This is a genomic window from Azospirillum formosense (assembly GCF_040500525.1).
Taxonomy (GTDB): domain Bacteria; phylum Pseudomonadota; class Alphaproteobacteria; order Azospirillales; family Azospirillaceae; genus Azospirillum; species Azospirillum formosense_A.
Window position 1 is genome coordinate 107,526 of the sequence record NZ_CP159403.1, and the last position, 24,364, is coordinate 131,889.

Annotated in this window: 21 protein-coding genes and 2 pseudogenes; 9 read left to right on the top strand and 14 right to left on the bottom strand. The window is 70.6% G+C overall.

The features are described from left to right. Window positions 1–39 precede the first annotated feature (39 nt). The 5 genes from ABVN73_RS13625 to ABVN73_RS13645 form a co-directional block, all read right to left on the bottom strand. Window positions 40–1,023 carry an ornithine cyclodeaminase family protein gene (locus ABVN73_RS13625; protein ID WP_353860208.1) on the bottom strand — a complete coding sequence of 328 codons (984 nt, stop codon included), beginning with the start codon at window positions 1,021–1,023 and terminating at the stop codon, window positions 40–42. Then, entirely contained in the window at window positions 1,020–1,868 is an 849-nt protein-coding gene (locus ABVN73_RS13630; RefSeq protein WP_353860209.1) for an alpha/beta hydrolase fold domain-containing protein, read from the bottom strand. The genes ABVN73_RS13625 and ABVN73_RS13630 overlap by 4 nt, the downstream gene beginning before the upstream one ends. Window positions 1,869–1,903: 35 nt before the next feature. Continuing rightward, window positions 1,904–2,674 (bottom strand): ABC transporter ATP-binding protein, encoded by a 771-nt coding sequence (locus ABVN73_RS13635; protein WP_200476466.1) that lies wholly within the window; start codon window positions 2,672–2,674, stop codon window positions 1,904–1,906. Window positions 2,675–2,764: 90 nt separating this feature from the next. Beyond that, a complete protein-coding gene (locus ABVN73_RS13640) occupies window positions 2,765–3,769 on the bottom strand; it encodes an ABC transporter substrate-binding protein (protein ID WP_353860210.1) in 1,005 nt (334 codons plus the stop codon). A 55-nt stretch (window positions 3,770–3,824) separates the two neighbouring features. Then, complete coding sequence (locus ABVN73_RS13645) at window positions 3,825–4,643, bottom strand: ABC transporter permease (RefSeq protein WP_353860211.1); 819 nt, start codon at window positions 4,641–4,643, stop codon at window positions 3,825–3,827. A 144-nt stretch (window positions 4,644–4,787) separates the two neighbouring features. Here ABVN73_RS13645 and ABVN73_RS13650 point away from each other — a divergent pair, with 144 nt between their 5' ends. Beyond that, window positions 4,788–5,462 carry a GntR family transcriptional regulator gene (locus ABVN73_RS13650; RefSeq protein ID WP_353860212.1) on the top strand — a complete coding sequence of 225 codons (675 nt, stop codon included), beginning with the start codon at window positions 4,788–4,790 and terminating at the stop codon, window positions 5,460–5,462. Between the two features lie 35 nt (window positions 5,463–5,497). On the opposite strand, the gene ABVN73_RS13655 is transcribed toward ABVN73_RS13650, so the two are convergent. Further along, window positions 5,498–5,674 (bottom strand): hypothetical protein, encoded by a 177-nt coding sequence (locus tag ABVN73_RS13655; protein WP_353860213.1) that lies wholly within the window; start codon window positions 5,672–5,674, stop codon window positions 5,498–5,500. A gap of 138 nt (window positions 5,675–5,812) precedes the next feature. Between ABVN73_RS13655 and ABVN73_RS13660 the strand changes: the two genes are divergently transcribed. Continuing rightward, window positions 5,813–6,292, top strand: a complete 480-nt coding sequence (locus ABVN73_RS13660; RefSeq protein ID WP_353860214.1) for a VOC family protein — start codon at window positions 5,813–5,815, stop codon at window positions 6,290–6,292. A 20-nt stretch (window positions 6,293–6,312) separates the two neighbouring features. On the opposite strand, the gene ABVN73_RS13665 is transcribed toward ABVN73_RS13660, so the two are convergent. Continuing rightward, complete coding sequence (locus ABVN73_RS13665) at window positions 6,313–7,674, bottom strand: MFS transporter (protein WP_353860215.1); 1,362 nt, start codon at window positions 7,672–7,674, stop codon at window positions 6,313–6,315. Window positions 7,675–7,857: 183 nt separating this feature from the next. Here ABVN73_RS13665 and ABVN73_RS13670 point away from each other — a divergent pair, with 183 nt between their 5' ends. The 5 genes and pseudogenes from ABVN73_RS13670 to ABVN73_RS13690 form a co-directional block, all read left to right on the top strand. Beyond that, on the top strand, window positions 7,858–8,766 hold the full coding sequence (locus ABVN73_RS13670; protein ID WP_353860216.1) for a LysR family transcriptional regulator: 909 nt from the start codon (window positions 7,858–7,860) through the stop codon (window positions 8,764–8,766). A 93-nt stretch (window positions 8,767–8,859) separates the two neighbouring features. Further along, window positions 8,860–10,431: an ABC transporter substrate-binding protein gene (locus tag ABVN73_RS13675; RefSeq protein ID WP_353860217.1), complete on the top strand. Its 1,572-nt coding sequence runs from the start codon at window positions 8,860–8,862 to the stop codon at window positions 10,429–10,431. 7 nt (window positions 10,432–10,438) lie between these two features. Further along, window positions 10,439–11,386 carry an ABC transporter permease gene (locus tag ABVN73_RS13680; protein ID WP_353860218.1) on the top strand — a complete coding sequence of 316 codons (948 nt, stop codon included), beginning with the start codon at window positions 10,439–10,441 and terminating at the stop codon, window positions 11,384–11,386. Then, a pseudogene (locus tag ABVN73_RS13685) lies at window positions 11,383–13,125 on the top strand (dipeptide/oligopeptide/nickel ABC transporter permease/ATP-binding protein); the annotation flags it as partial. The gene ABVN73_RS13680 and the pseudogene ABVN73_RS13685, both read left to right, overlap by 4 nt. Before the next feature lie 117 nt (window positions 13,126–13,242). Beyond that, window positions 13,243–13,971: pseudogene (locus ABVN73_RS13690) on the top strand (ATP-binding cassette domain-containing protein); the annotation flags it as partial. 5 nt (window positions 13,972–13,976) lie between these two features. Here the strand turns inward: ABVN73_RS13690 and ABVN73_RS13695 are convergent. From ABVN73_RS13695 to ABVN73_RS13720, 6 genes are all read right to left on the bottom strand, one after another. Next, window positions 13,977–14,861, bottom strand: a complete 885-nt coding sequence (locus ABVN73_RS13695; RefSeq protein WP_353860219.1) for an IclR family transcriptional regulator C-terminal domain-containing protein — start codon at window positions 14,859–14,861, stop codon at window positions 13,977–13,979. Window positions 14,862–14,946: 85 nt separating this feature from the next. Then, window positions 14,947–15,867 carry a 4-hydroxy-tetrahydrodipicolinate synthase gene (gene dapA, locus ABVN73_RS13700; protein WP_353860220.1) on the bottom strand — a complete coding sequence of 307 codons (921 nt, stop codon included), beginning with the start codon at window positions 15,865–15,867 and terminating at the stop codon, window positions 14,947–14,949. Between the two features lie 50 nt (window positions 15,868–15,917). Continuing rightward, complete coding sequence (locus ABVN73_RS13705; RefSeq protein ID WP_353860806.1) at window positions 15,918–17,681, bottom strand: ABC transporter permease subunit; 1,764 nt, start codon at window positions 17,679–17,681, stop codon at window positions 15,918–15,920. 22 nt (window positions 17,682–17,703) lie between these two features. Beyond that, window positions 17,704–18,837, bottom strand: coding sequence for an ABC transporter ATP-binding protein (locus ABVN73_RS13710; RefSeq protein WP_353860221.1), 1,134 nt, complete (start codon window positions 18,835–18,837; stop codon window positions 17,704–17,706). Window positions 18,838–18,984: 147 nt separating this feature from the next. Continuing rightward, entirely contained in the window at window positions 18,985–20,067 is a 1,083-nt protein-coding gene (locus ABVN73_RS13715; protein ID WP_353860222.1) for an ABC transporter substrate-binding protein, read from the bottom strand. A 58-nt stretch (window positions 20,068–20,125) separates the two neighbouring features. Further along, window positions 20,126–21,553, bottom strand: coding sequence for an FAD-binding oxidoreductase (locus ABVN73_RS13720; RefSeq protein WP_353860223.1), 1,428 nt, complete (start codon window positions 21,551–21,553; stop codon window positions 20,126–20,128). Between the two features lie 270 nt (window positions 21,554–21,823). Between ABVN73_RS13720 and ABVN73_RS13725 the strand changes: the two genes are divergently transcribed. Together ABVN73_RS13725 and ABVN73_RS13730 are read left to right on the top strand one after the other, a co-directional pair. Continuing rightward, window positions 21,824–22,555: an SDR family NAD(P)-dependent oxidoreductase gene (locus ABVN73_RS13725; protein WP_353860224.1), complete on the top strand. Its 732-nt coding sequence runs from the start codon at window positions 21,824–21,826 to the stop codon at window positions 22,553–22,555. Window positions 22,556–22,800: 245 nt separating this feature from the next. Continuing rightward, window positions 22,801–23,124, top strand: coding sequence for a hypothetical protein (locus tag ABVN73_RS13730; RefSeq protein WP_353860834.1), 324 nt, complete (start codon window positions 22,801–22,803; stop codon window positions 23,122–23,124). Between the two features lie 92 nt (window positions 23,125–23,216). Here the strand turns inward: ABVN73_RS13730 and ABVN73_RS13735 are convergent, their stop codons facing one another. Beyond that, window positions 23,217–24,167 carry a LysR substrate-binding domain-containing protein gene (locus tag ABVN73_RS13735; RefSeq protein WP_353860225.1) on the bottom strand — a complete coding sequence of 317 codons (951 nt, stop codon included), beginning with the start codon at window positions 24,165–24,167 and terminating at the stop codon, window positions 23,217–23,219. Window positions 24,168–24,364 lie beyond the last annotated feature (197 nt).

Here is a 24,364-nt window from a genome sequence, read left to right on the forward strand (position 1 = left end):
TTCAACTGCATGTCGGCCTCGATCGCGCCCTCTTGAGGGTCAGCGCGCTAAATCGATGCGGTGGATGGGTAAGCCGGCGGTGCCGGCGTCGGAGTTTGCGGCGCGGACGGCCCAGGCGGCGATCGCCAGATCCTGGATGCCCATGCCGGTGGAATCGAAGACGGTGATCTCGTCCGCGGCGGCGCGGCGGGGCGCCTTGCCCTCCAGCACGTCGCACAGCGTGCCGCGGATGGACTCGCGGGTCAGGCCGAGCGCCAGCGCGTGCTGGCATTCGCCGAGCGCGGAGGCCTGCGCCCAGTCGTCCACCCAGACGGACGCGCCGAGCAGGATCGCCGGGTCCAGCTCCTGCTTGCCGGCGGTGTCGGCGCCCATGGCGCAGACGTGCGTGCCGGGGCGGACCCAGCCCGCCCGGACCACCGGCTCGCGCGCCGTGGTCAGGGTGATCAGCACGTCGGCGCTGCGCGCCGCGGTTTCGGCGTCCACGACCTCGACGGGCAGCGGCCCGGCGAAGGAGGCCGCCAGCTCCTCGGCGCGCGCGCGGTCGCGGTTGGCCACCAGGACGCGGTCGAAACGGCGCACGAGCAGCGCCGCCTCCAGATGGTGCGCCGCCTGACCGCCGGTGCCGATCAGGGCGAGCACCCGCGAGTCGGGGCGGGCCAGCTCGCGGATGCCGATGGCGCAGGCGGCGGCGGTGCGCAGCCCGGTCAGGTGGTTGGAGCTGACCAGCGCCGTCGGGCAGCCGGTCTCCGGGTCGGTCAGCACGGTGGTGGACTGGTGGTTGGTCAGGCCGCGGGCGCGGTTGCCCGTCCAGTAGCCGCCGATCTTCAGCCCGAGCAGCCCGATGGCGAGGTCGCCGCCGGCCTTGATGCCGTAGACGTCCGGCCCCGGCAGCAGCCGCTCGCGGACCACCGGGAAGTTGCGCGCCTGTCCGCGCGAGACCTCGCGGAAGGCCATCTCCATGGCGTCGATGGCGTCGGCGGGGGACACCAGGCGGCGGGCGGCGTTCTCGTCGATGACGATCATTCTTTTGCTCCTGCGGCGTCGAGCACCAGCCGCGACAGCGCGTCGTCCGGCCTCTCCATCCGCGCCATGATCGAGAAGTGATCCTCCCCGGCCAGCGTGTGGTAGGCGACGCGCCCCCCACGACCCCGGCACAGGGTGGCGAAATCGCGCGACTGGGCGATCCAGGCCGGCGTTTCCGCCGAGCCGACGACGACCGTCAGGGCCGTTGCGGTGGCGGGCGGGTGGCGCATCGGGCTGACCCCGTCGACCATCTCCGGGCGCAGCCCGATGGTCTCGTTGACGGTGATGTCGAGCACCGGCGCCAGTTCGTAGATGCCGCTGATCAGGGTGGCGGCCTTGATGGCGCCGTCCTCCAGCCGGTCCGCCCCGGCGTCGTCGGCCAGAGCCATGGCGATCAGATGCGCCCCGGCGGAATGGCCCGACACGGTGAGGCGGTCGGGATCGCCGCCCAGCGCGGCGGCGTTGCGGTGGATCCAGCGCAGCCCCTCGCGGGTGCGCCGCGCGATCTCCGGCAGGGTGGCCGCCGGGCACAGGTCGTAGTTCATGACCACGGTCGTGACGCCGCTCGGCACCAGCGCGTCGGCGACGTAGCTGTAGTCGGCCTTGTCCCGTCCGCGCCAGTAGCCGCCGTGCAGGAAGACGTGCAGCGGGGCGCCGCGGGCTTCCGCCGGGAACACGTCGAGCGTCGACAGCGGGCTGTCGCCGTAGGCGATGTCGTAGCGCGCGGCGCGGCGCTCGCGGGTGGCGCGGCTCAGCGCGGCGGCGCGCTCGGCGTGGCGCGCGAAGTCGGGGACGGAATGGCGGGGGTTGTACTGCCACTCGTGATCGTCAGGGGTGACCGACACGATGGGACCTCCTGGGTACCGGAGAAAGGGGGGTCTCAGACCAGGTCCATGAGCTGGTTCCACAGCTGGTGCCGCTTGGCGACGTATTCCGGCGTGTCGCGCAGCGCCTCGCCCAGGCTGGCGCGCGGGCGCGGAATGTCGATGGGCACGATCTCGCGGATGCGGCCGGGGCGGGGCGACATGACCACCACCCGGTCGGCGAGGCAGACGGCCTCGTCCACGCTGTGGGTGACGAAGAGGATCGTCTTGCCCATGCGCTCGGTCAGGCCGAGCATCTCGTTCTGCAAAATTTCGCGGGTCAGCGCGTCGAGCGCGCCGAACGGCTCGTCGAGCAGCATGATCTCCGGCTCGATCGCCAGGGCGCGGGCGATGCCGACGCGCTGCTGCATGCCGCCGGACAGCTGGTGCGGGAAGCGGTCGCCGAAGCCCTTCAGCCCGACGGTGGCGAGCACGCGCTCGGTCGTCTCGCCGTGGCGGGCGGCGGGGATGCCCTTGGCCTCCAGCGCGAAGCCGATGTTCTGGGCGGCGGTCAGCCAGGGCAGCAGGCCGTACTGCTGGAAGACGAAGCCGCGGTCGTGGCCGGGGCCGGTGACCGGCTTTCCGTCAATGCGGATCTCGCCGCTGGTCGCCGTCTCCAGCCCCTGGATGATGCGCAGCAGCGTGGTCTTGCCGCAGCCGCTGGGCCCGACGAAGGCGATGAACTCACCCTCCTCCACGTCCAGGTCAACGCCGTCGAGCGCCGTCATCGACGGCCCTCCGGACACCGGGAAACGCTTGGTCAGGTTGCGGACGGACAGCTTGGGCATGGGACGGCACCGGGTCTTGAAGCGGGACGGCGGGCGGAATGGGGCAAAGCGGGGGAGGGGGCCGGCAGTGCGACGCCGGCCCCGACGGGATTACGGCTGCTTGTAGGTGCCGATCTCCGCCAGCACTTCCTGGACGATGCTGGTGTCGAGCACCTTCTCGGCCGGGTGGACGGCCTTCTGCAGGCCGCCTTCGACGTTCAGCTCCTGCATGTACTTGGCCTGTTCGGCGGTGACGGTGCCGTTCGGGTTCCAGATGCCGCCGATCTTGTAGAACTCGTAGAACTCGGCGAGCTGCTCGTCGTTGTAGTCGAAGTGCTTCTTCGCGACGTCCAGCGCGCCCTTCTCGTTGTCGAAGATCCAGCGGGTCGCCTCCAGCTCCGCCTTGACGAAGCGCTTCAGCACGTCGCGCTTCTTGGTGATGGTCGCGTCGTTGACGTCCCAGGGGGTCATCACGTAGTTGGGCAGCTTCTTGGAGACGACGAACAGCACCTTGGCGTTCTTGTCGTGCGCGGCCTTCGGGTCGTAGTTGGAGACGGTCGCGTCGATGGTGCCGGTCAGGATGCCGTTGATGCGGGCCGAGGAGCCCTTCAGCGAGACCCACTGGACCGACTTGATCTGGTCCTCGCTCATGCCGGCCTGACGCATCAGGGCGGTGATGACGACGTGCGGCAGCGAGCCGGGGGAGGAGATGCCGACCTTCTTGCCCGGCAGGTCGGTGACGTCCTTCACGCCCGACGCGGCGTTGGCGTAGAAGGCGTAGTGCAGGCCGGTGTGGACGCCGCCGATGGTCTTCAGCGTGCCGCCCTTGTCGGCCGCGGCCAGCGTCTCCGACATGCCGGCCTGGCTGACGTCCAGCTCCCCGGCGATCAGCGAGCGCACGGGGATGGAGCTGTCGGCGATGTGCACCAGCTCCACCGTCAGGCCGTTCTTCTCGTAGAAGCCCTGGTCCTGCGCGACGAACTCGACGAGGTTCAGGAACATCTTGGCCGGCATGCCGATCTTCAGAGCGTCGGCGGCGAGCGCGGCGGTGCTCATCGCCACGGAGAAGGCACCCGCCAGCAGGGCAGCCTTCAGCGAACGGGACATCATGCTCATGATCCCTCTTCCTTCCTCAATCCGGTGTGGTGTGGGTGCGCGGGAGGCGGGCCGGTCAGCGGCGGCGCCAGCGGCCGAAGCGCTCTTCGACCTTTTGAACGAGAACCGTCAGCGCGTTGGCGAGCAGGGCCACCACCAGGACCGGGGCGAAGGCCTTGGCCGTCTCGAACGCGTTGGTGTAGTTGATGATCAGGCCGCCGAGGCCGGAGATGGAGGTCAGGAACTCCGCCACGATCATCGCGATGATGCCGCGGCCGAGCGCGATGCGCAGGCCGCTCGCCACGTAGGGCAGGGCGTAGGGGGCGATGATCTGGCGGTAGACCATGAACCGCGAGGCCATGAAGGCCTTGCCGATGTCCAGATAGTGCCGGTCCACGTTCTTCACGCCGGTGACCGTGTTGATGATCACCGGGAAGACCGCGAACAGGATGATGATCGTGATCTTGGCGAGGAAGCCGATGCCCACCCACAGCATCAGGATGGGGATCAGCGCCACCAGCGGCATCGCGTAGAGCGCGTTGATGTAGGGATCGAGGATCACCTCCACCGTGCGGTTCGTGCCCATCGCGAAGCCGACCACGATGCCGATGGCCGAGGCGATGACGAAGCCCAGGACGAAGGTCGACATGCTGTCCAGCGTCGCCGACAGCAGTTCGCCGTTCAGCAGCAGCTCCCAGGTCGCCACGGCGATGTCGCTGGGCACGGCGACCAGTAGCTTGTTCGCGTCGCGCGCCGCGAATTCCCAGACGGCGAGCAGCAGGACCAGCGTGCCGAGTTGAAGCAGCCGTTCGCGGCGCCTCTGCCGGTTGGGGTCGGACGCCGCAGGCTCCTCGGCGCTTTTTGAAACGGCGCTCGCTTGTGCACTCCGCTGCACGCCTGCCTCCTGTGTGCGAGGTGATGGTATGGTGTGGTGGGTGTGGCGTTCGCCTCACTGGGCCGCCGTTGATACGTATGCTAATCGAAGGTGGTAGTGTGGCGCAAGCAGATCGTCATACTGTCTGACAAGAAGAGAAACTTTATGTCAAATTTGCCGATAAATATTGTCCGCGTCGCCGCTCCCCTGCGCCAGCAGGTGATCGACCTGTTGCGCGCGGCCATCGCCGACGGGCGCTATTCCCCCGGCGACCGGCTGGTCGAGCGGGAGCTGTGCGAGACGTTGCAGGTCAGCCGTCCGATCCTGCGGGAGGCCCTGCGCCAGCTGGAGGCGGAGGGGCTGGTCCACAACGTGCCCCAGCGCGGGCTGGAGGTAGTGACCCTGACGGCGGAGGATGTCCGGCAGATCTATCAGGTGCGTGGGGCGCTGGAGAGCCTGGCGGCGGCGGAGTTCATCGCCCACGCCAGCCCGGAACTGTGGGCGATCCTCGCCGACGCCATGGCGGCCTTCGAGGCGGCGGCGGCCGAGGGCGTGCCGTCGCGCATCCGCACGGCGAAGACGATGTTTTACGACACGCTGATCGCCGGCTGCGGCAACCCGACGATGGCGCAGATCCTCAAGGCGCTGCACAACCGCATCCAGCTGCTGCGCGGGGTGTCGCTGGCCGAGCCGGGGAGGCTGCCCAACACGATCCGCGAAATCCGCGAGATCTTCGAGGCGATGACCGCCCGCGACACCGTCCGCACGCGCCAGCTCTACGACGAGCACATCGCCAGCGCCGCCCGCGTGACCATGCAGGCTTTAACCGCTGGACGCTGATCGGGCGGGCGGCGAGGGCGGGTAAGCGAGGGCGGTCAGGCTCCGCCGATGCCCTCGGTGAAGGTCTCGCCGGTCCTGGGGTCGATGTCCTCGCCGGTTCCCGGCGTGCCGGGCGCGGCCTCGTCCCGGTCGCTCATTGGCTTCTGGCTGTCGGGATCATAGCTGCGCGGAGGATGGACGCCGGTGTCGTCCGGCTTCTTCGGGTCGTTCATGCGCCACCTCTGGGAATGGGATTGCAACCTTCCCGTCAACAAGGGCGGCGGAGCATCCTCACGCGTTCCGGTGCGGGCGGCGTTGCTTTACCATGCGTCCGCGCATTCCGGCACGGCGCCGACAGGGAGGAACACGCCATGACGACCGCCAAGAACACGATCTGCCTCTGGTACGACACGGACGCGGAGGCCGCGGCCCGCTTCTACGCCACGGTCTTTCCCGACAGCGCGGTGCGGGCCGTTCACCGCGCGCCCGGCGATTACCCGTCCGGCAAGGCGGGCGACGTGCTGACCGTCGAATTCACGGTCGCCGGCATCCCCTGCCTCGGCCTCAACGGCGGGCCGACGTTCACGCACAACGAAGCCTTCTCGTTCCAGATCGCCACCGACGATCAGGAGGAGACCGACCGCTACTGGAACGCCATCGTCGGCAACGGCGGGCAGGAAAGCGCCTGCGGCTGGTGCAAGGACCGCTGGGGCGTCTCCTGGCAGATCACGCCGCGCGTGCTGACCGAGGCGCTGGCGGCCGGCGGCGACGAAGCCCGGCGCGCCTTCGCGGCGATGATGGGCATGACCAAGATCGACGTCGCCGCCATCGAGGCCGCAAGGCGCGGCTGACAATCCCCGGAGGGCCGGGCTTATCGGCCGGGGGCCGGCGCCTCCACGGCCTCCGTCACGCCGCCCGCGGGGACGCGCAGCAGGCTGGTCAGGCCGCCCGCCAGGGCGAGGGTGGCGGCCACGGCGAGCCCGAGGCGCGGCGCGGCGTCGGGGCCGGACAGCAGCGCGAACAGCAGCGTCATGGTCACCGCCCCGGCGGTCTGCCCGACCAGACGCGCGGTGCCCTGCATCCCGCCGGCAGCGCCGCTGCGCGCCTTGGGCACGGTCAGCAGCATGTTGCGGTTGTTGGGCGTCTGGAACAGCCCGAAGCCGAACCCGCACATCACCATGAAGGCCAGCAGCGGCCGCGCGTCCTGCCCGAGCGGCCAGGCCGCCGCCAGGGCGAGGCCGGCGGCGAGCAGCAGGCCGCCCACGGCGCACAGCCAGCCCGTTCCCACGCGGTCGGACAGCCGGCCCGCGATGGGGGCGGCGACGGCGGTCGCCAGCGGCCACGGCACCAGGAACAGCCCCGCCGTGACGGTGTCCTGGCCCAGCCCGTGCTGCAGGTAGAAGGGCAGGGCCACGGCGCCGGCCATCTGGCCGGTGAAGCAGAGGACGGAGGCGACCACCGACAGGCGGAAGGAGCGCACCCGCAGCAGGTCGAGCGGGACCAGCGGCGCCTCGCGCCCGCTCTCCCGCCGGACAAGGCCGGCGAGGCAGAGCGCGGCGGCCAGCAGCAGCGCGGCACCGCGCACCGGCTGCGCCGCCAGGGACTCCGCCCCCGTCACCAGGGCGGCGAAGACGCCGGCGTTGAGGGCGACGCTGACGGGATCGAGGCGGCGTCTGGTGCCCGCGACGGCGGGCAGCGCGCGGGCGGTCGCCAGGACCACGACCCCGACCGGGATGTTGACCGCGAACAGGAACGGCCAGGGGGCGACGGCGAGGATGCCGGCCCCGATCGTCGGTCCCGCCGCCGAGGCGAGCGCGATGGCCAGGGCGTTCCAGCCGATGGCGGCGCCGAGCAGCCGCTGCGGATAGACGAAGCGCAGCAGCGCGACGCCCAGCGCCATCACCGCCGCACCGCCCAGCCCCTGCACGAAGCGCGCGGCGATGAGCCAGGGCAGCGTCGGCGCTAGGGCGCAGCCGGCGGAGGCGGCGGTGAACAGCAGCACCCCGCCGACGAACACCTTCCGGTGACCGACGCTCTCGCCGAGGGCGCCGATGGGCAGGAGCGCGATGACCAGCGCCAGCTGGTAGGCGGTGATGATCCAGACGGCCTCGGCGGGCGCGACGCCGAGGTTGTCGGCCATCGTCGGCAGGGCGATGTTGGCGATGGCGGCGTCGAGCACGACGAGAACGATCGCGGCGATGACGGACGCCGCGGCCACGGCGCGGCGGGGCATGGGCAGCCCATCCGATGACGGGCGTTCCAGATGCGGAGTTTCGGGCGGTCGGGCGAGGGCGGAACGGGGCATCGGTGTCTCCAACAGCGGTTGGAAACAAGGTCGCCCGTCGCGGGGCATGGCGGAAGACGCCGCCTGTGCAGGTTATTCCTGCATGGAACGCCCTGTGTTAGCCTCGCCCTCATGGCCGATCCCGATCTCAACCTGCTTCTCGCGCTCGACGCGCTGCTCTCGGAGGGCAGCGTCGTCAAGGCGGCGCGGCGGCTCGGCCTCAGCGAGTCCGCGATGAGCCGCACCCTGGCGCGCCTGCGCGCGGTCACCGGGGACCCGCTGCTCGTCCGGGCCGGTCGCGGTCTCGTCCCGACGCCGCGGGCCATCCGGTTGCGGGAGCGGGTGCCCGGCCTCGCCGAGGAGGTCCGCGCGGTGCTGCGTCCGGCGGAGACCATCGACATCGCCCGGCTGGAGCGAAGCTTCACCCTGCGCGCCAGCGAGAGCTTCATCGAGGTCTACGCCGCCCGGCTGGTGAACCGCGTCGCCGCCGAGGCGCCCGGCGTCCTTCTGCGCTTCGCGCCCCGGGGCAACCGCGACGCGCAGGCCTTGCGCGACGGGCTGATCGACCTCGACATCGGGGTGCATTCGGAAACCACGCCGGAGCTGAAGGTGCAGAGCCTGCTCCGCGACCGCCTGGTCGCCGCCGTGCGGAAGGATCATCCGCTGACCCGCCTGGAGACGGTGACGCCGGACCAGTACGCCGCCTGCGGCCATGTGCTGACCGCGCGGCGCGGGCTGGCGCGGGACCGGATGGACGAGGCGCTGGCCGCCCTCGGCCTCGCGCGCAGGGTGGCGGCGGTGGTGCCGAGCTTTCCCGCGGCCCTGGCCATCGTCCGCGCTTCCGACCTGACCGCGCTGGTGTCCGGGCGCCAGCTCGCCGCCGGGGTGGCCGGTGTGTGCGGCCTGCCGCTTCCCGCCGGTCTGGCGGCGGCTTTGGACGAGGTCGTGGTGACGCAGATGTGGCATCCCCGGCAGGACGCCGACCCGGCCCACCGCTGGCTGCGCGGGCGGATTCTCGCCGCCTGCCGCGACCCGGACTGACCCGCAACGCACCCTCGGCGGAGCGGAAGCGGCGCAACAACCTCTCCCTCCCGGCATTGATAAGGTCGGATCGACTTCGACGGCTGGGACGCAATGACCGGATTCCGACGCGCGCTCGCGGGCTTGCTCCTCGGCGCCCTCCTCGCCTTGCCGGGCGCGCCTCTCCGGGCGGCGTCGGTGCCGAACGACGTTCTGGTCGTCGGCCAGATCGCCGAGCCGGCGTCGCTGGACCCGGCGGTCAGCACCGCCACCAACGATTTCCGCATCCTGGTCAACCTGTATGAGGGGCTGGTCCGCTACCGTCCGGGAACACTGGACGTCGAGCCCGCTCTGGCCGAGCGCTGGACCGTCTCCGACGACGGGCTGAGCTACCGCTTCACGCTGCGGCCGGGAGTCACCTTCCACGACGGCACGCCCTGCGACGCGCAGGCGGTTAAGTTCAACTTCGACCGCATGCTCGACCGGACGCACCCCGCCGCCGACACCGGCCCCTTTCCGCTGGCCTTCTTCTTCGCGGCCATCGACCGGGTCGAGGCGCCGGACCCGCTCACCGTTCGCTTCACGCTGAAGGAGCCCTTCGCGCCCTTCCTCTCCAACCTCGCCTACCCGACCGGCCTGATCGTCTCGCCCGCCGCCGTGATGGCGGAAGGCCGGGGATTCGGCCGGCGACCGGTCGGCACCGGCCCCTTCCGTTTCGTCGAATGGCAGGGCAGCCGCCGCCTGACCATCGAGCGCAACCCGGACTATTGGGGGGCGCCGGCCAAGCTGCGCGCGGTGATCTTCCGCCCGGTGAGCGACCCGAACACGCGCGCGATGGAGATGCTGGCCGGCGGCCTCGACGTGATGGTGGAGGTGCCGGCGGACGCGCTGTCCCAGTTCCGCGACGGCGACGGCTTCCGGGTGCACGAGCAGGCCGGGCCGCATCTCTGGTTCCTGATCCTGAACACCCGGCACGGGCCGCTGAAGGACCGGCGCGTCCGGCAGGCGGTGAACCACGCCATCGACAAGCGGGCCATCGCCGACAGCATCCTGCAGGGCACGGCGATCCCGGCGCGCGGCCCCATCGCCCCCACCTTCGCCTGGGCCACCGACCCCGCGGTCGTCGGCTACCCCTACGACCCGGACAAGGCGCGGGCGCTGCTGAAGGAGGCCGGGGCGGAGGGGGCGGAACTCACCTTCTACGTGGCGGAGGGCGGGTCCGGCATGCTCGACCCCGTTGCCATGGGAACGGCGATCCAGGCGAACCTCGCCGCCGTGGGGCTGGCCGTCACCATCGAAACCTACGAGTGGAACAGCTTCCTGGCGCGGGTGAACGGCGGGCTGGGCGAGGCGGCGGACATGGCCGAGATGGCCTGGATGACCAACGATCCCGACACCCTGCCGTACCTGACCCTGCGCTCCGGCGCCCTGCCGGAGGCGGGCGGCTTCAACTCCGGCTATTACGCGAATCCGGACCTCGACCGCCTGCTCGAACGGGCGCGGCGCAGCGCCGACCGGGAGGAGCGGGGGGCGCTCTACCGTCGGGCCGAGCGGATCATCGTGGAGGACGCGCCCTGGGCCTTCGTGGCCCACTGGAAGCAGAACGCCATCACCACCGCGGCGGTGCGCGGCTTCGCCCTGGAGCCGTCCTTCTTCCTGCGGCTCGACCGCGTGTCGAAGGACTGAGGCGCCCATGGGCTCCTACATCCTCGGCCGCCTCATGGCGCTCGTCCCCGTGCTGTTCGGGCTCAGCGTGATCGTCTTCCTGATCATGGCGCTGATTCCCGGCGACCCGGCGACCGCGATCCTCGGCCCCTACGCGACGCCGGAGAATGTGGCGCGGCTCCGCCAGGACCTCGGCCTCGACCACAGCCTGCCGGTGCGCTACGCGACGTGGCTGGGCAACGTGCTGACGGGCGACCTTGGGCGTTCCTCCAGCCTCAACCGGCCGGTCCTCGACGAGGTGACGGAGCGTTTCGCCGCCACGCTGGTGCTGGCCGGCGCCGCGCTCGTGCTGGCGTCGCTGCTGGGGCTGCTGGCCGGCATCCTGTCCGCCGTGCGGCAGTTCGGCCTCGCCGACAAGCTGGTGACGCTGGCCGTGCTGGTCGGGATCTCCATGCCGACCTTCTGGCTCGGCCTGCTGCTGATCCTGGTCTTCGCCGTCCGCTGGCGCCTGCTGCCGGTGAGCGGCATGGTCTCCATCTACGGCGGCGGGGACCTGCCGGACCTGCTGTGGCATCTGGCGCTGCCCGCCGCGACGCTGGCCATCGTGGCCGCCGGGGTGATCGCCCGGCTGACCCGCTCGGCCATGCTGGAGGTGCTGCGCCAGGACTTCGTCCGCACCGCCCGCGCCAAGGGGCTGACGGAGCGCCGCGTGGTGTTCGGCCACGCGCTGCGCGCCGCCATGGTGACGATCATCCCGGTGATCGGCATCCAGGCCGGCTTCGTCCTGGGCGGGGCGGTCTACATCGAGACGGTGTTCCAATGGCCGGGCGTCGGCCGGATGCTGGTCAACGCCATCGCGACGCGCGACGTGCTGCTGGTCCAGGGCGGCGTTCTGGTGGTCGCGGCCAGCTACGTGCTGTTCAACCTGCTGGCCGACATCCTGCAACGCCTGCTCGACCCGAGGATCGCGCCATGAGGGGCGCCATCGGGGACGGCCTGGCCCTGCTGCGCCGCGTGACGCGCAACCGGCTGGCGGCGCTGGGGCTCGTGCTGCTGGGGCTGATCGTCCTGGTCGCGCTCGCCGCGCCGGTCCTGCCGCTGGCCGACCCGGACGCCATCGATCCCGCCCGGCGCCTGCTGCCGCCCTTCAGCGCCGGGGCGTGGCTCGGCACCGACACGCTGGGGCGCGACGTGCTGGCCCGGCTGGTCTGGGGGACGCGGCTGAGCCTGGGGATCGGCGTCGCGGCCTCCCTCCTCGCGGCGCTGGTCGGGTCGGCCATCGGCCTCGTCGCCGGCTACGCGGGCGGACGGACGGACGGCGTGCTGATGCGCGGCATCGACGTGCTGATGGCCTTTCCCTACCTGCTGCTGGCGCTCGCCATCGTGGCGGCGCTGGGGCCGGGGCTGCTCAACGCGCTGTACGCCGTGGTGGTCGCCAACATTCCCTTCTTCGCGCGCAACGTCCGTGGCGCCACCGCCGGCCTGCGCCGCCGGGAGTTCGTCGACGCGGCGCGCCTGTCCGGCCTGGGCGAGGCGCGCATCCTGCTGGGCGAGGTGCTGCCGAACGTCCTGCCGGTGATCATCATCACCGCCTCGACCACCGTGGGCTGGATGATCCTGGAGACCGCCGGCCTGTCCTTCCTGGGGCTGGGCTCGCAGCCGCCGCAGGCCGATCTCGGCTCGATGCTGAGCGACGGGCGCAAGGCGCTGATCACCGCGCCGCACGTCGCGGCGGTTCCGGGGCTGGTCGTCTTCCTGATCGTGATGAGCATGAACCTGATCGGCGACGGGCTGCGCGACGCGCTCGACCCGCGTTTGCGCTCCGGCATCCCGGGCGCGCCGGGGGCCGCCACGCGGGTGGCGCGCGCCGCCGGGGGCGATGCGGGGAACGCGGCGGCGGACCCCGGCGCGCTGCTCCGCGTCAGCGGCCTGCGCACGGCCTTCGACACGGCCTTCGACACGTCGGGCAATCGGGCGAACGGCCCGGTGGACGCGGTGAAGGGCGTCAGTCTGCGCGTCGCCCCCGGCGAATGCCTGGGCATCATCGGGGAGTCGGGCTCCGGCAAGTCGGTGACGGCGCTGTCCATCGCCCGCCTCGTCGCCTCACCGCCGGGCGTGGTGCGCGGCGGATCGGTGCGGTTCGATGGGGACGATCTGCTGGCGCTGCCGGTCGGGGCGTTGCAACGGCTGCGCGGCGGGCGGATCGCCTATGTCTTCCAGGACCCGCTGACGACCCTCCATCCGCTGATGCCGGTCGGCGCGCAGGTGGCCGAGGCGCTGCGCGCCCATCGCCCTGTGCCGCGCGCCGAGGCCGAGCGGCGGGTTGTGGAGCTGTTCGCCGCGGTGAAGCTGCCCGACCCGGCCAGCCTCGTCCACGCCCACCCGCACGAGCTGTCGGGCGGGCAGCGCCAGCGCGTCGGCATCGCCATGGCGCTCGCCAACGATCCGGAGCTGATCATCGCCGACGAGCCGACCACCGCGCTCGACGTCACCGTCCAGGCCGAGATCCTGGACCTGCTGGACGACTTGCGCCGCAGCCGCCGCCTCGCCGTCGTCTTCATCAGCCACGATTTCGGGGTCATCGCCCGCCTCTGCGACCGGGTGGCCGTGATGCACCGGGGGGTCATCGTCGAGGAGGGGGACACCCGCAGCGTCCTCACCCGGCCGCGCCACGACTACACCCGGCGCCTGCTCGCCGCCGTGCCGGTCCTCGGGCGGTCTCCACGCCCGGAGACGCCGCCGCCCTCATCCGCGGCGGGCTGGGCGGTCGAGGTCCGCGGTCTGGTCAAGACCTACGCCGCGCGCCGGTCCCCGTTGGGCCAATCGTTGTTCGGGCGGTCGCGCCCGGCGGTCGACGCCTTAAAGGCGGTGTCGCTGCGGGTTGCGGCGGGGGAGACGCTGGGGATCGTCGGGGAGTCGGGCAGCGGCAAGTCGACGCTCGCCCGCTGCCTCGTCGGGCTGAGCCCTCCGACCGGCGGGACCGTCCTGCTCGACGGGCGCCCCCTCGCGAGGTTGGCCGCCGAAGGGCCGCGGGCGCTGGGCCGGACGGTGCAGTATGTCTTCCAGGACCCGCTGTCCTCGCTCAACCCGCGCAAGACGATCCGGCGCACCCTGTCGACGCCGCTGCGCGTCCTGGCCGGGGTGCCGGCCGCGGAGCGGGAGGCCCGGCTGGCCGAGCTGATGCGGTCGGTCGATCTCGATCCGGCCATCCTGGACCGCTACCCGCACGAGCTGTCGGGCGGGCAGGCGCAGCGCGTCGCCATCGCGCGGGCGCTCGCCGCCGGGGCGAGGATCATCGTTCTCGACGAGGCGGTGTCCGCCCTGGATGTCTCGGTGCAGGCGCAGGTGCTGCGCCTCCTGGCGGCGCTGAAGGAGCGGCACGGGCTGACCTACCTGTTCATCAGCCACGACCTCGCCGTGGTCGAGGCGATCGCCGACCGGGTCGTGGTGATGGCCGCCGGCGCCATCGTCGAGGAAGGCCCGAGCGGGCGCCTGTTCGCCGCGCCGGAGCATCCCTACACGCGCCGGCTGATCGCCGCCGTGCCGACGCTTCCGTCCTGACGCCGTCAGCGCGGGTAGCCGGCGAACTTGTTGACGGAGATCGAGGTCGCCGCCACCAGCACATGCCGGGCGAGTTCCTGCTCGGCCGACTCCGGCGTCCAGCGGGTGGTGGGGACGGAGATGTTCAGGCCGGCGACCGCGTGCCCATGCTCGTCGGTGATGGCGGCGGCGACCGAGATATCGCCCATCACCGTCTCGTTGGTCACCACGGCGTAGCCTTTTTCCGCCGCCTCCTGCACGCGGGCGCGCAGCCGGCCGGGGTCGTTCACGGTGAAGGGGGTGAGCGGGCGGAGGTCGGTGCGGGCCAGGATGTCCTCCCGCTCCTCCTCCGACAGGCGCGACAGGATGGCGGTGCCCGACGCGGTGAAATAGGCGGGCAGCCGGCTGCCGACCATGATGTCGATGTTCACCAGATGGCGGCCGGGGAAGCGGGCGACGAAGACGATCTCGTGGCCGTCCAGCTCCTGGAGGTTGGCGGTCTCGCCGACGCTCCGGCTGATCTCCAGCAGGTAGGGCGACGCCTTCTCGATCAGCTCGTTCGCCCGCAGGTAATTGTAGGAGAACTGCAGCATCTTCGGGCTGAGCGCGTAGTTGCGCGTGCCGTGGACGCGCCGCAGATAGCCCAGTGTCTCCAGCGTGTAGACCAGCCGCTGGGCGGCGCTGCGGTCCAGCCCCGCCGCCTTGGCGATCTCGGACAGGGGCATCTGCCGGTGCGGGCCGTCGAAGGCGTGCAGGATCTGGAAGGTCTTCTCGGTCGAACCGACGAACAGCGAGGACTCGCGCGGATCGGCCTTCGGCTTCACGGCCGGCGCCGGGCCGGCCGGTTGGCCGTCGCCGCCCGCCGTTTCGCCCGCCATGCCGCCCGTCCTGGTGGTCTTTCCGGCCTTCATCGGTGCTCGTCCTCGCGTCTTCGGCATGGTTCGCCTACGCATAGCATCCGGCGCGCCGGATGCCACGCGCAAGCGTTGCTACCGGTCAGGCCACCGCGGCGGCCGGCAGCCCTTCGTAGGTGGTCAGAAGGCGCGACAGTTCGCTTTTCAGCGCCTCGCGCAGCTCCGCCCGCGGCTCGCGCAGCGGCGGCAGCATGGCCGGGGCGTTCACGCCGATGAGGTTCATCACCGACTTCATCGGGCCGGGATTGGTCTCGGCGAAGGCGAGGTTCATCATCGGGATGAGGGTGCGGTGCACCTCCAGCGCCTCGGCGGTCTTGCCGGACGAGGCGAGGTCGAAGACCAGACGCCAGGCGCGCGGCAGGAGGTTGGCCGTGACCACGATGCCGCCCTTGGCCCCGGCGGCCACATGCAGCGGGAACAGCGTGTCCTCGCCGCTCAGTATGGCGAAGGACGGGTCCAGCCCGGCCATCGTGCGCAGGAAATGGTACATGTCGGTGTTGCAGGCCTTCATGCCGACGATCCGCTCGTGGCGCGACAGCTCGTGCAGGACCTCCGGATCGACGGCGATGCGGGTGCGGTAGGGGATCTCGTAGATCAGGATCGGCACCGGCGACTCGTCGGCGTAGCGCAGGAAGTAGTCGCGGATGCCGGCCTGGGTCGGGTTGGTGTAGTAGGGCGTCAGGACCAGCAGGCCGTCCACGCCGGCCGCCGCGAAGTCGCGGCCCGCGGCCAGGGCGTCGTGGTAGCCGGTGTCGAGGACGCCGGCGATGACCGGCTTCGTGCCGGCCATCGCCTCGACCGTCAGCGCGGCGAAGCGGTTGCGCTCGGCGCGCGCCAGCGCGCCGTACTCGCCGGTGCCGCCCAGCGGAACCACCCCGTCGATCCCCTGGCGGTTCAGCCAGGAGAACAGCGCCTTCGACGCCGCGACGTCGATGGTGCCGTCGGCGGTCACCGGCGTCGGGGTGGCGGGCAGAATGCCGCGGAGTTTGGTGGCATCGAGCATGATGTATCCTTGGAAGTGCGAAGAGGTGGAAGCGTCGGCGCTGGCGATGGTCAGGAGGCCAGGCTGCGCCGGCGCAGCCGGTCCGCGGCGTAGATCAGAACCGCGACGAAGACGAGGAGACCGGTCGACACGGCCGCGATGACGGGGGAGACCTGCAGCGTCACCTCGTCCCAGAACTGCTTGGGCAGGGTGGCGCTGAGACCGCCCGACGAGAACAGCGAGATGGTCAGCTCGTCGAAGGAGGTGGCGAAGGCGAACAGGAAGGACGACAGCATGCCGGCGCCCAGGATCGGGAAGGTGACGTGGCGCAGCGCGGCCAGCGGACGGGCGCCCAGGCTCTGTGCCGCGAGGTCGAGCCGGGTGTCGTAGTTGCGCAGCACCGCCGTCATCGTCATCACCACGTAGGGGACGGCGACGACCGTGTGGCCGATCACCAGACCCAGGATGGTGCCGACCAGCCCCATCTGGGCGAACAGGTAGAACATGCCGACGGCGATGATCATGCGCGGCACGATCACCGGCGACAGGATGAAGGCCAGCATCGCGCCCTTGCCCCGCATGCGGCTGCGCACCATCAGGAAGGCCGCCGGCACGCCGATCGCCATCGACAGCAGGCCGGTGCCGAAGGCCACCACCAGCGAGCGGGTCAGCGCCTGCATCCACAGCGGCGACTGGAACAGCTGCTCGTACCATTGCAGCGAGAAGCCGGTGGGCGGCCAGGCCAGGCCGGCCTCGCCGAAGGACAGCGGGATCATCAGGAAGGCCGGCAGGCTGATCAGCACCAGCATGGTCCAGACCAGCGTCCGCAGGCCGGCGGACGGCATCTCGCCGGTGCCGCGCGGGCGGCGGCGCGGGAAGAGGCCGATGAGCGCGTCGCTCGCCGCACCCAGCATCCCGAGCACCCGGCCGCCCAGCCGCCGCATGGCGGTGTCGCGGTTGTGCGCGGCCCCCGCGGTCTCGCCGGTCAGCGTGGCGAAGCCGAAGACGCGGTCGTAGAGGACGAACACCGCCAGCACCACGGTCAGCAGCAGAACCGAGATGGCGCCGGCAAGGCCCCAGTTCAGCGTCTGCTGGATCTGGTCGATGATGAGCTGGGTGATCATCGTCTCGCGCCGCCCGCCGAGCAGGGCCGGCACGATGAAGAAGCCGATGGCCGTCACGAAGACCATGATCGCCGCGGCGGCGACGCCGGGCAGCGACAGCGGGAAATAGACGGTCCAGAAGGCGGTGCCGGGGCGCGCGCCGAGCGTGCTGGCGGCGCGGGGCAGGGTGCGGTCGATGTTCTCCATCACCGCCAGCATGGTCATCACCGCCAGCGGCAGCATGGCGTGCACCATGCCGACCAGAACCGAGCCGAAGCCGTAGAGCAGGTCGATCGGCCGGTCGATGATGCCGAGCGACATCAGCGTGCCGTTGATGACGCCGTTGCGGCCGAGGATGATCACCCAGGCGAAGGCGCGCACCAGGAAGCTGGTCCAGAAGGCCAGCAGCACCCAGAAGATCAGGCGGCTCTTCGCCGGGCCCTTGGTGACGGAGATCAGATAGGCGATGGGGTAGGCCCCGGCCACCGCGACCAGCGTCGTCGCCAGCGAGATCTTCAGCGTGATCCACAGCACGGTGACGTAGAGGCTGGACGAGAAGAGCTGCTGGTAGGGCGCCAGCGTGAAGCCCTGCCCGTTGTAGACGCTGAGCGCCAGGAGCTGGCCGACCGGGAAGACCAGGAAGACGGTGAGAAGCAGGACGATGGGGGCGCCCATCAGCACCGGCTTGCGCCAGGCCGGCGGGGCGCCGCGCCGTGGAGCGGCGTGGGACATGGTCATGATCTGGTCGCTCATGTCAGGCCGCCTTGGCCGTGGTTGCAGGCATGGCCGCCGGGCCGCGGTCGGCGATCACCACGGCGTCGCGGCTGTCCCAGGACAGCGCCATCACGTCGTCGATGCGGATCGCCTCGGCCTCGTTGCGGGTGGCGAAGGCGGCGACCAGCGGCGGCAGGGCGTCGTCGAGCGGCTGCATGTAGACCTTGGTCAGGCTGCCGGTGACCATCACGTCGGACACCCGGCCCATCACGCCCGGCGCGCCGTCGTCCGAAGGACGGGCGATGGTCAGGTTCTGCGGCCGCACCATCACCCGCACCGGGGAGCCCGGCGGCAGGTCCTGGCCGTTGGCGAGCGCGCGGCCCGGAAGGCCGGTGCTGCCCAGCCGGACCTCCGCCTCGTCGCCCAGCCGCGGCCCCAGCGAGGCCGGCAGCAGGTTGGACTCGCCGAGGAAGTCGGCGACGAACAGGGTGCGCGGGCGGAAATAGAGGTCGGCCGGCGTGCCCAGCTGCTCGATGCGGCCGGCGTTCATCAGGCAGATGCGATCGGACATCGTCATCGCCTCTTCCTGGTCGTGGGTGACGTAGACGACCGTCGTTCCCAGCTCGCGGTGGAGATGCTTGATCTCGAGCTGCATGTGCTCGCGCAGCTTCTTGTCGAGCGCGCCCAGCGGCTCGTCCATCAGGATGATCGACGGCTTGTAGACCATGCAGCGGGCCAGGGCGACGCGCTGCTGCTGGCCGCCCGACAGCTCGCGCGGGTAGCGTCCGGCGATGTGCGGCAGGTGGACCATCTCCAGCGCCTCGCGCGCGCGCTTCTTCGCCTCGGCCTCCGGAATCTTCCGCATCTTCAGCGGGAAGGCGATGTTCTCGGCGATCGTCATGTGCGGGAACAGGGCGTAGTTCTGGAACACCACGCCGATGTCGCGCTCGTAGGGCGGGGCGTAGGTCACGTCCTGCGCGCCGATGCGCACGATTCCTTCGTCGGGCGGAACCAGCCCGGCGAGCAGACTGAGCAGCGTCGTCTTGCCCGAGCCGGACGGGCCGAGCAGGGTCAGGAATTCACCGTCGGCGACCACGAGATCCGTGGGGGCGAGCGCCACGAAATCGCCGTAGCGCTTGGCGAGGCCCTGGACGGTTAGGCTGGACGACGACATGGCAGGTCTCCTCGCGTCGAAAGGGAAATTGGGAAAAATGCGGGAGCCCCGCGACCGCCCCCGCCATGCAGGGATGGGAGACCGGTCGCGGGTCTTCAGAAACGGTGCTTCAGGAACGGGCCCCTGGGGACGTGACGTCCCGTCGCCTCAGCTCAGCAGCCAGGCGTTGTAGCGCTCGAGCGCCTTCTGCTGGTTGTCCAGCCAGAACTGCGCGTTGATCTTGACGCCCTTCTCGATGTTCGCCGGGAAGGTCGGGCAGTTGGGGGCGATCGCCGGATCGATGTGCTTGAAGGCGTCGGGCATGGTGACGCCGGCCGGGAAGTACTTCACCAGCTCCGCCTGACGCTTCGGGTCGCAGGTGAACTTGATGAACTGGCGGCAGGCGTCGGCGTTCGGGGTGCCGGCCAGGATGGCCCAGTTGTCGAGGCCCCAGATGTTCTGGTCCCAGACGATGCCGACCGGAGCGCCGGCGGCGATCGCCGCCTGCGGGCGCGACACCCAGGTCGGGACGAGATCGACCTCGCCGGAGATGAGCATCTGCTCGACCTGCGCGCCGCTGGTCCAGAAGATCGGGATGTCCTTCTTGATGCGGTCCAGCGCCTTGAAGGCGCGGTCGAAGTCGCAGGGATAGACCTCGCCGGTGGGCACGCCGTCGGCCATCAGCGCCTGCTCGATGGTGTCGAAGGGATGCTTGCGCAGGGCGCGGCGGCCGGGGACGCCCGCGACGTCGTAGAAGTCCTTCCAGGAGGCCGGCGCCTTGCGGCCCTTGAAGGCGTCGGTGCGGTAGGCCAGCACGGTGGTGTAGACGTTGGTGCCGACGCCGTATTCCGACATGTACTGCTTGGGAATGGCGGCGACCGCCGGATCGTTCTCCAGCCCGTGCTTCTCCAGCATCGGCTTGTCGCCGCTGGTCAGCATGAGGATGGCCGGCTCGCTGATCTTGGCCATGTCCCAGGTGTAGGACTTCGCCTCGACCATCGAGCGGATCTGCGCGGTCGGCTCGGCGTTGGCCTGGACGCCGACGACCTCGATGCCGGTGGCCGCGGTGAAGGGCTTGTAGAAGACCTCGCCATAGGCCTTGGTGTAGATGCCGCCGTCGTCGCGCACGACGATGCGCTTGTTCTGCGCGCGGGCCGGGCTCCAGATCGCCGGCATGGCGAGCGCCGCGGTGCCGGCGGCGCCGGCTTTCAGCAGGGTGCGGCGGGACCAGCCGGATTGACGTGTGCTCATGTCGGAACTCCTCGAAGATGGGCCGGGACGGCGGAAAGGCGGGGAAGGAAGGCGGGACTCAGCCCGGCGGCAGGAGCCGTCCGGGATTGAAGATGTTCTGCGGGTCGAGCGCCCGCTTGACGGCGCGCATCAGCGTCAGCTCGGCCGACGGCTTGTAGCGGGCCATCTCGGCGAGCTGGACGCGGCCGACCCCGTGTTCGGCGCTGAAGGTGCCCTTGAGCTGGGCGGCTTCGTCGTTGACGGCGTGGCGCAGCGCCGCGGCGAGCGCGTCGCGGTCGCCCGATGCGGCGGCCTCCCAGGCGTCGAAGCCGAAGAAGGGGATGAAATGGACGTTGCCGTCGCCGAGATGGGCGACGACGATCACCGGCAGGTCGGGCACCAGCGCGCGCACCGCCGCGGTCGCCGCCGCGATGAAGGCGGGCACCGCCGACAGCGGCACCGCGCAGTCGGTGGTCAGGCCGACGCCGGCCTTCTTGTTGGCCTCCGACACGCTGTGGCGGACTTCCCACATGGCGTGGCGCTGCGCCTCGCTGGACGCCAGCGCGGCGTCGCTGAGCAGGCCGTCGGCGAAGGCCTCCTCCAGGATCGCCTGAAGCTCGGCGTCGAGCGCCTCGCCGGAGCCGTTGTCCGACAGCTCGATCAGGACGTGCCAGTCGGCCTCGCTCTCGATCGGGCTGCGGCGGCCGGGGACATGGCCGACCACAAGGTCGAGCTGGAGGCGGTTGATCATCTCGAAGGCGGACAGCCGGGCCGCGCTGCGCGCCTGGACGCGGGTCAGCAGGGTCAGCGCGTCCTCCGGCGAGTCCATCCCGACCCAGGCCACCGCGTGGCGTGTCGGCAGCGGGTGCAGCTTCAGCGTCGCCGCCGTGATGATGCCGAGCGTGCCTTCCGAGCCGATGAACAGATGCTTCAGGTCGTAGCCGGTGTTGTTCTTGCGCAGGCCGTACAGGCCCGACCAGACGGTGCCGTCGGCCAGAACGACCTCCAGCCCCAGCACGTTCTCGCGCGTGTTGCCGTAGCGCAGGACCGACGTGCCGCCGGCGTTGGTGGCGATGGTGCCGCCGATCTGGCAGGAGCCCTCGGCGCCCAGGCTGACCGGGTAGAGCCGCCCGGCGGCCGCGGCGGCCTCCTGCACGGTGGCGAGGACGCAGCCGGCCTCGACCTCCATCGTGTTGTTCACCGGGTCGATGGCGCGGACCGCGCGCATGCGGGTCAGGCTCAGGATGACCGGGGCGGGGCCGGTCTCCGACGGGACGGCGCCGCCGCACAGGCTGGTGTTGCCGCCCTGCGGCAGGACCGGCACGCCGTGCCTGGCGCAGCAGCGCACCACGGCGGCCACCTGTTCGGCGTTGGCGGGGCGCGCGAGGCAGAGCGCCGGGCCGCGGTAGCGCCCGCGCCAATCCTCGGTCACGGCGTCCAGATCGGCGGGGGCGGTCAGGACGGCGTCGGCGCCGATCAGGCTCGTCAGTTCAGCGATCACGTCCACCCGCGATCTCCTTGATCCAGTCAGTAAATGATCGATATGCGATTACATCAACTGGAATATGATAGCTTGAGATATGTGCTCCAACAAACCTCTTTTTGCAGAGAGGGCGAATTTTCGGTGCGCGGAAGCGTCGGCAAAGGCGCCGTCCGACCTTCCGGGCGGGCTCGCACGCAAGATTTGGAACGCGGCGCGCGTTGAACCGCCAGCGCCCGAGGCCGGTGAACCATCGGCGGAGCGCGGTGTTGTCCCTCACCACGGGAGGGGCGGGTCATGAACGGCATCGCGGGTTTCACCACGCCGATCCGGGCGGCTGTGATCGGGGCGAGCGGCGGCATCGGCGGCGCCGTGACGCAGCGGTTGCTGGCCGATCCGGGAGTGGCGGAGGTCGTGGCCCTGTCGCGCCGCCCCATCGCGCCGGCGGACAAGCTGCGCAGCGGCTTCCTCGACCTCGCCGACGAACCATCCATCGCGGCGGCGGCGGCGATGGCGGGGACGGTCGATCTCGTCTTCGTCGCCAGCGGCCTGCTGCACCAGGACGCGGTGCAGCCGGAGAAGAGCTGGCGCACGCTGGACCCCACCGCCATGGCGCGGCTGTTCCAGGTCAACGCCACCGGCCCGGCGCTGGTCGCCAAGCATTTCCTGCCACGGATGCCACGGCGCGGGCGGTGTGTGTTCGCGGTCCTCTCCGCCAAGGTCGGCAGCATCGCCGACAACCGGCTCGGCGGCTGGTACGGCTATCGCGCATCCAAGGCGGCGCTCAACCAGATCGTCCGGACCATGGCCATCGAACTGGCGCGTTCACGGCCGGACGCCGTTTGCGTTGCGCTGCATCCGGGCACCGTCGACACCCCCTTGTCGCACCCGTTCCAGGCCGGGGTGGCTGCGGACCGGCTGTTCAGCCCCGACGTCGCCGCCGCGCATCTGCTCCGCGTCCTCGGTGGCGTGACGCCGACGGACAGCGGCGGCCTGTTCGCTTGGGACGGTCAGCGGCTGCCCTATTGAACCGCCCTCCGGTGCCGCCCGCGCTCCGAAGGGCCGCCGGGTTGCGGCGCGAGGCAGCGCGGCGAGCGGCCGACCTTCCGGCCGGGGCACCCGCCCTAACTCCCTTGGTTGTATGAATTCCCAAGGCATATTGGATGCATTCAAATTGACAATGTCGGCCTCAGTGGAGCATACGATTGCGCATTGCATGCAGGCATTGCCTGCCGTTTGCTCCCGAAGGAACACGCGATGTCATCCGGACAGGAATGGCCGCCTCGTCCCTCTCCCGGCACCGGCCGGCGTGGGCGCCCGCTGCGGGGGCTGTGGTCTGGACCGCCCCCACGCCGATCCGGCTGACGGCCCCGCCCGAAAACAACGACCCGCGCGCGACCCGACTGCCGTCAGGCTCCCCCGACGATGGGCAGTGTCATAGCTTGGAGATGTTCAAAATGTATGACTGGTTCCCCTTGGTCTTCTTCCCGTTCAAGATCATCGTGTTGGGCACGGGCATGTTCTTCGCCATCAAGTGGCATCACGATCAGGCGAAGAAGGAAAAAGCGAAGAAGAACAGCGAGGCCGGCGGATCGTAAGCGCCCGCCGAGCACAAGGGCCGCCGCCTTGCGCGCCCTCCCGTCTGCCGATCGGCGGCAGAAAGACGGGAATGACCGCCATCACGGGGCCGTCAGAGCGGTCCTCGGTCGCTTTTGTTCAGGGAGGACAGGAACTCTTCCTCCCACTGACGCCCCGCTTCCAGTTCGCTGAACAGCCACTCGCGGAACAGCCGGATCTTGGGAAGGTTGGCGGTCGACTTCAGCGTGACGAAGCCATGCCCCTGCGCCCGCAGGCCGCGGGTCGGGAAGGGGATGATGAGCCGGCCGGACAGCAGTTCCTGCCGGGCCAGCAGCAGGCTGTCCAGGCACACGCCCATGCCGTTCGCCGCCGCGTTGATCGCCATGAAGGAGCGGTCGAAGCGCAGGCCGCGCTCCATGTCCAATTCGACGCCGCGGTGCCGGTTCGCCCAGTCGCGCCAGCCGACGATGTTGATTTCCGAATGGATCAGGATGTGCCGGCTGATGTCCGACGGCTTGCGGATCGGGTTCAGCCCGTGCGCCAGTGCCGGGGAGCACATCGGCACGATGACGTCGTCCGGGAACAGCTCCAGCACGCAGCCGGCCGGCGGCGGGCCGGGGTTGTAGCGGATGTCCACATCGACCGCCCCCGTCGTCAGGTCGATGGGTGAGACCGACGCCCGCAGGCGGATGTCGATGCCGGGATGGATCTCCTTCACACGCCCCAGCCGCGGCATCAGCCATTGCGCGGCGAAGCTGGGCATCGAGCGCACGGTGAGGATCGTCGTGCCGCTGCCCGTCGTCGTGACGTTGCGGGTCGCCGTGTCGATCCGGGCGAAGGCGGCGATGATCTCCGCGGCGTAGGCCCGGCCTTCGTCGGTCAGCGCGACCGACCGGTGCACCCGGTGGAACAGCCGGAGGCCGAGCTGCTCCTCCAGAATCTTCACCTGATGGCTGATCGCCGAGGGCGTCAGGCCGAGATCCTCCGCCGCCGTTGCGAAGGAACCGAGCCGCGCCGCCGCCTCAAAGGCTTGCAAAGCCTTGATGGAAATCCGTTTCCGCATCGCACCATATCGATGAAGTCATTTCAGCCTTCGGCAATCTTATTCGTTTGTCGAATTCATCTCAAGATCATAGGATTGGTGCAACGATCGGGGGCGCGAACCATCCGCCCACCGCACCGAACAATCATCGAAACCGAGCGAAAACGACGCTCCGCCGCGGCATTTCCAGGGCCGCCACGCCCACGGCAGTCACATCC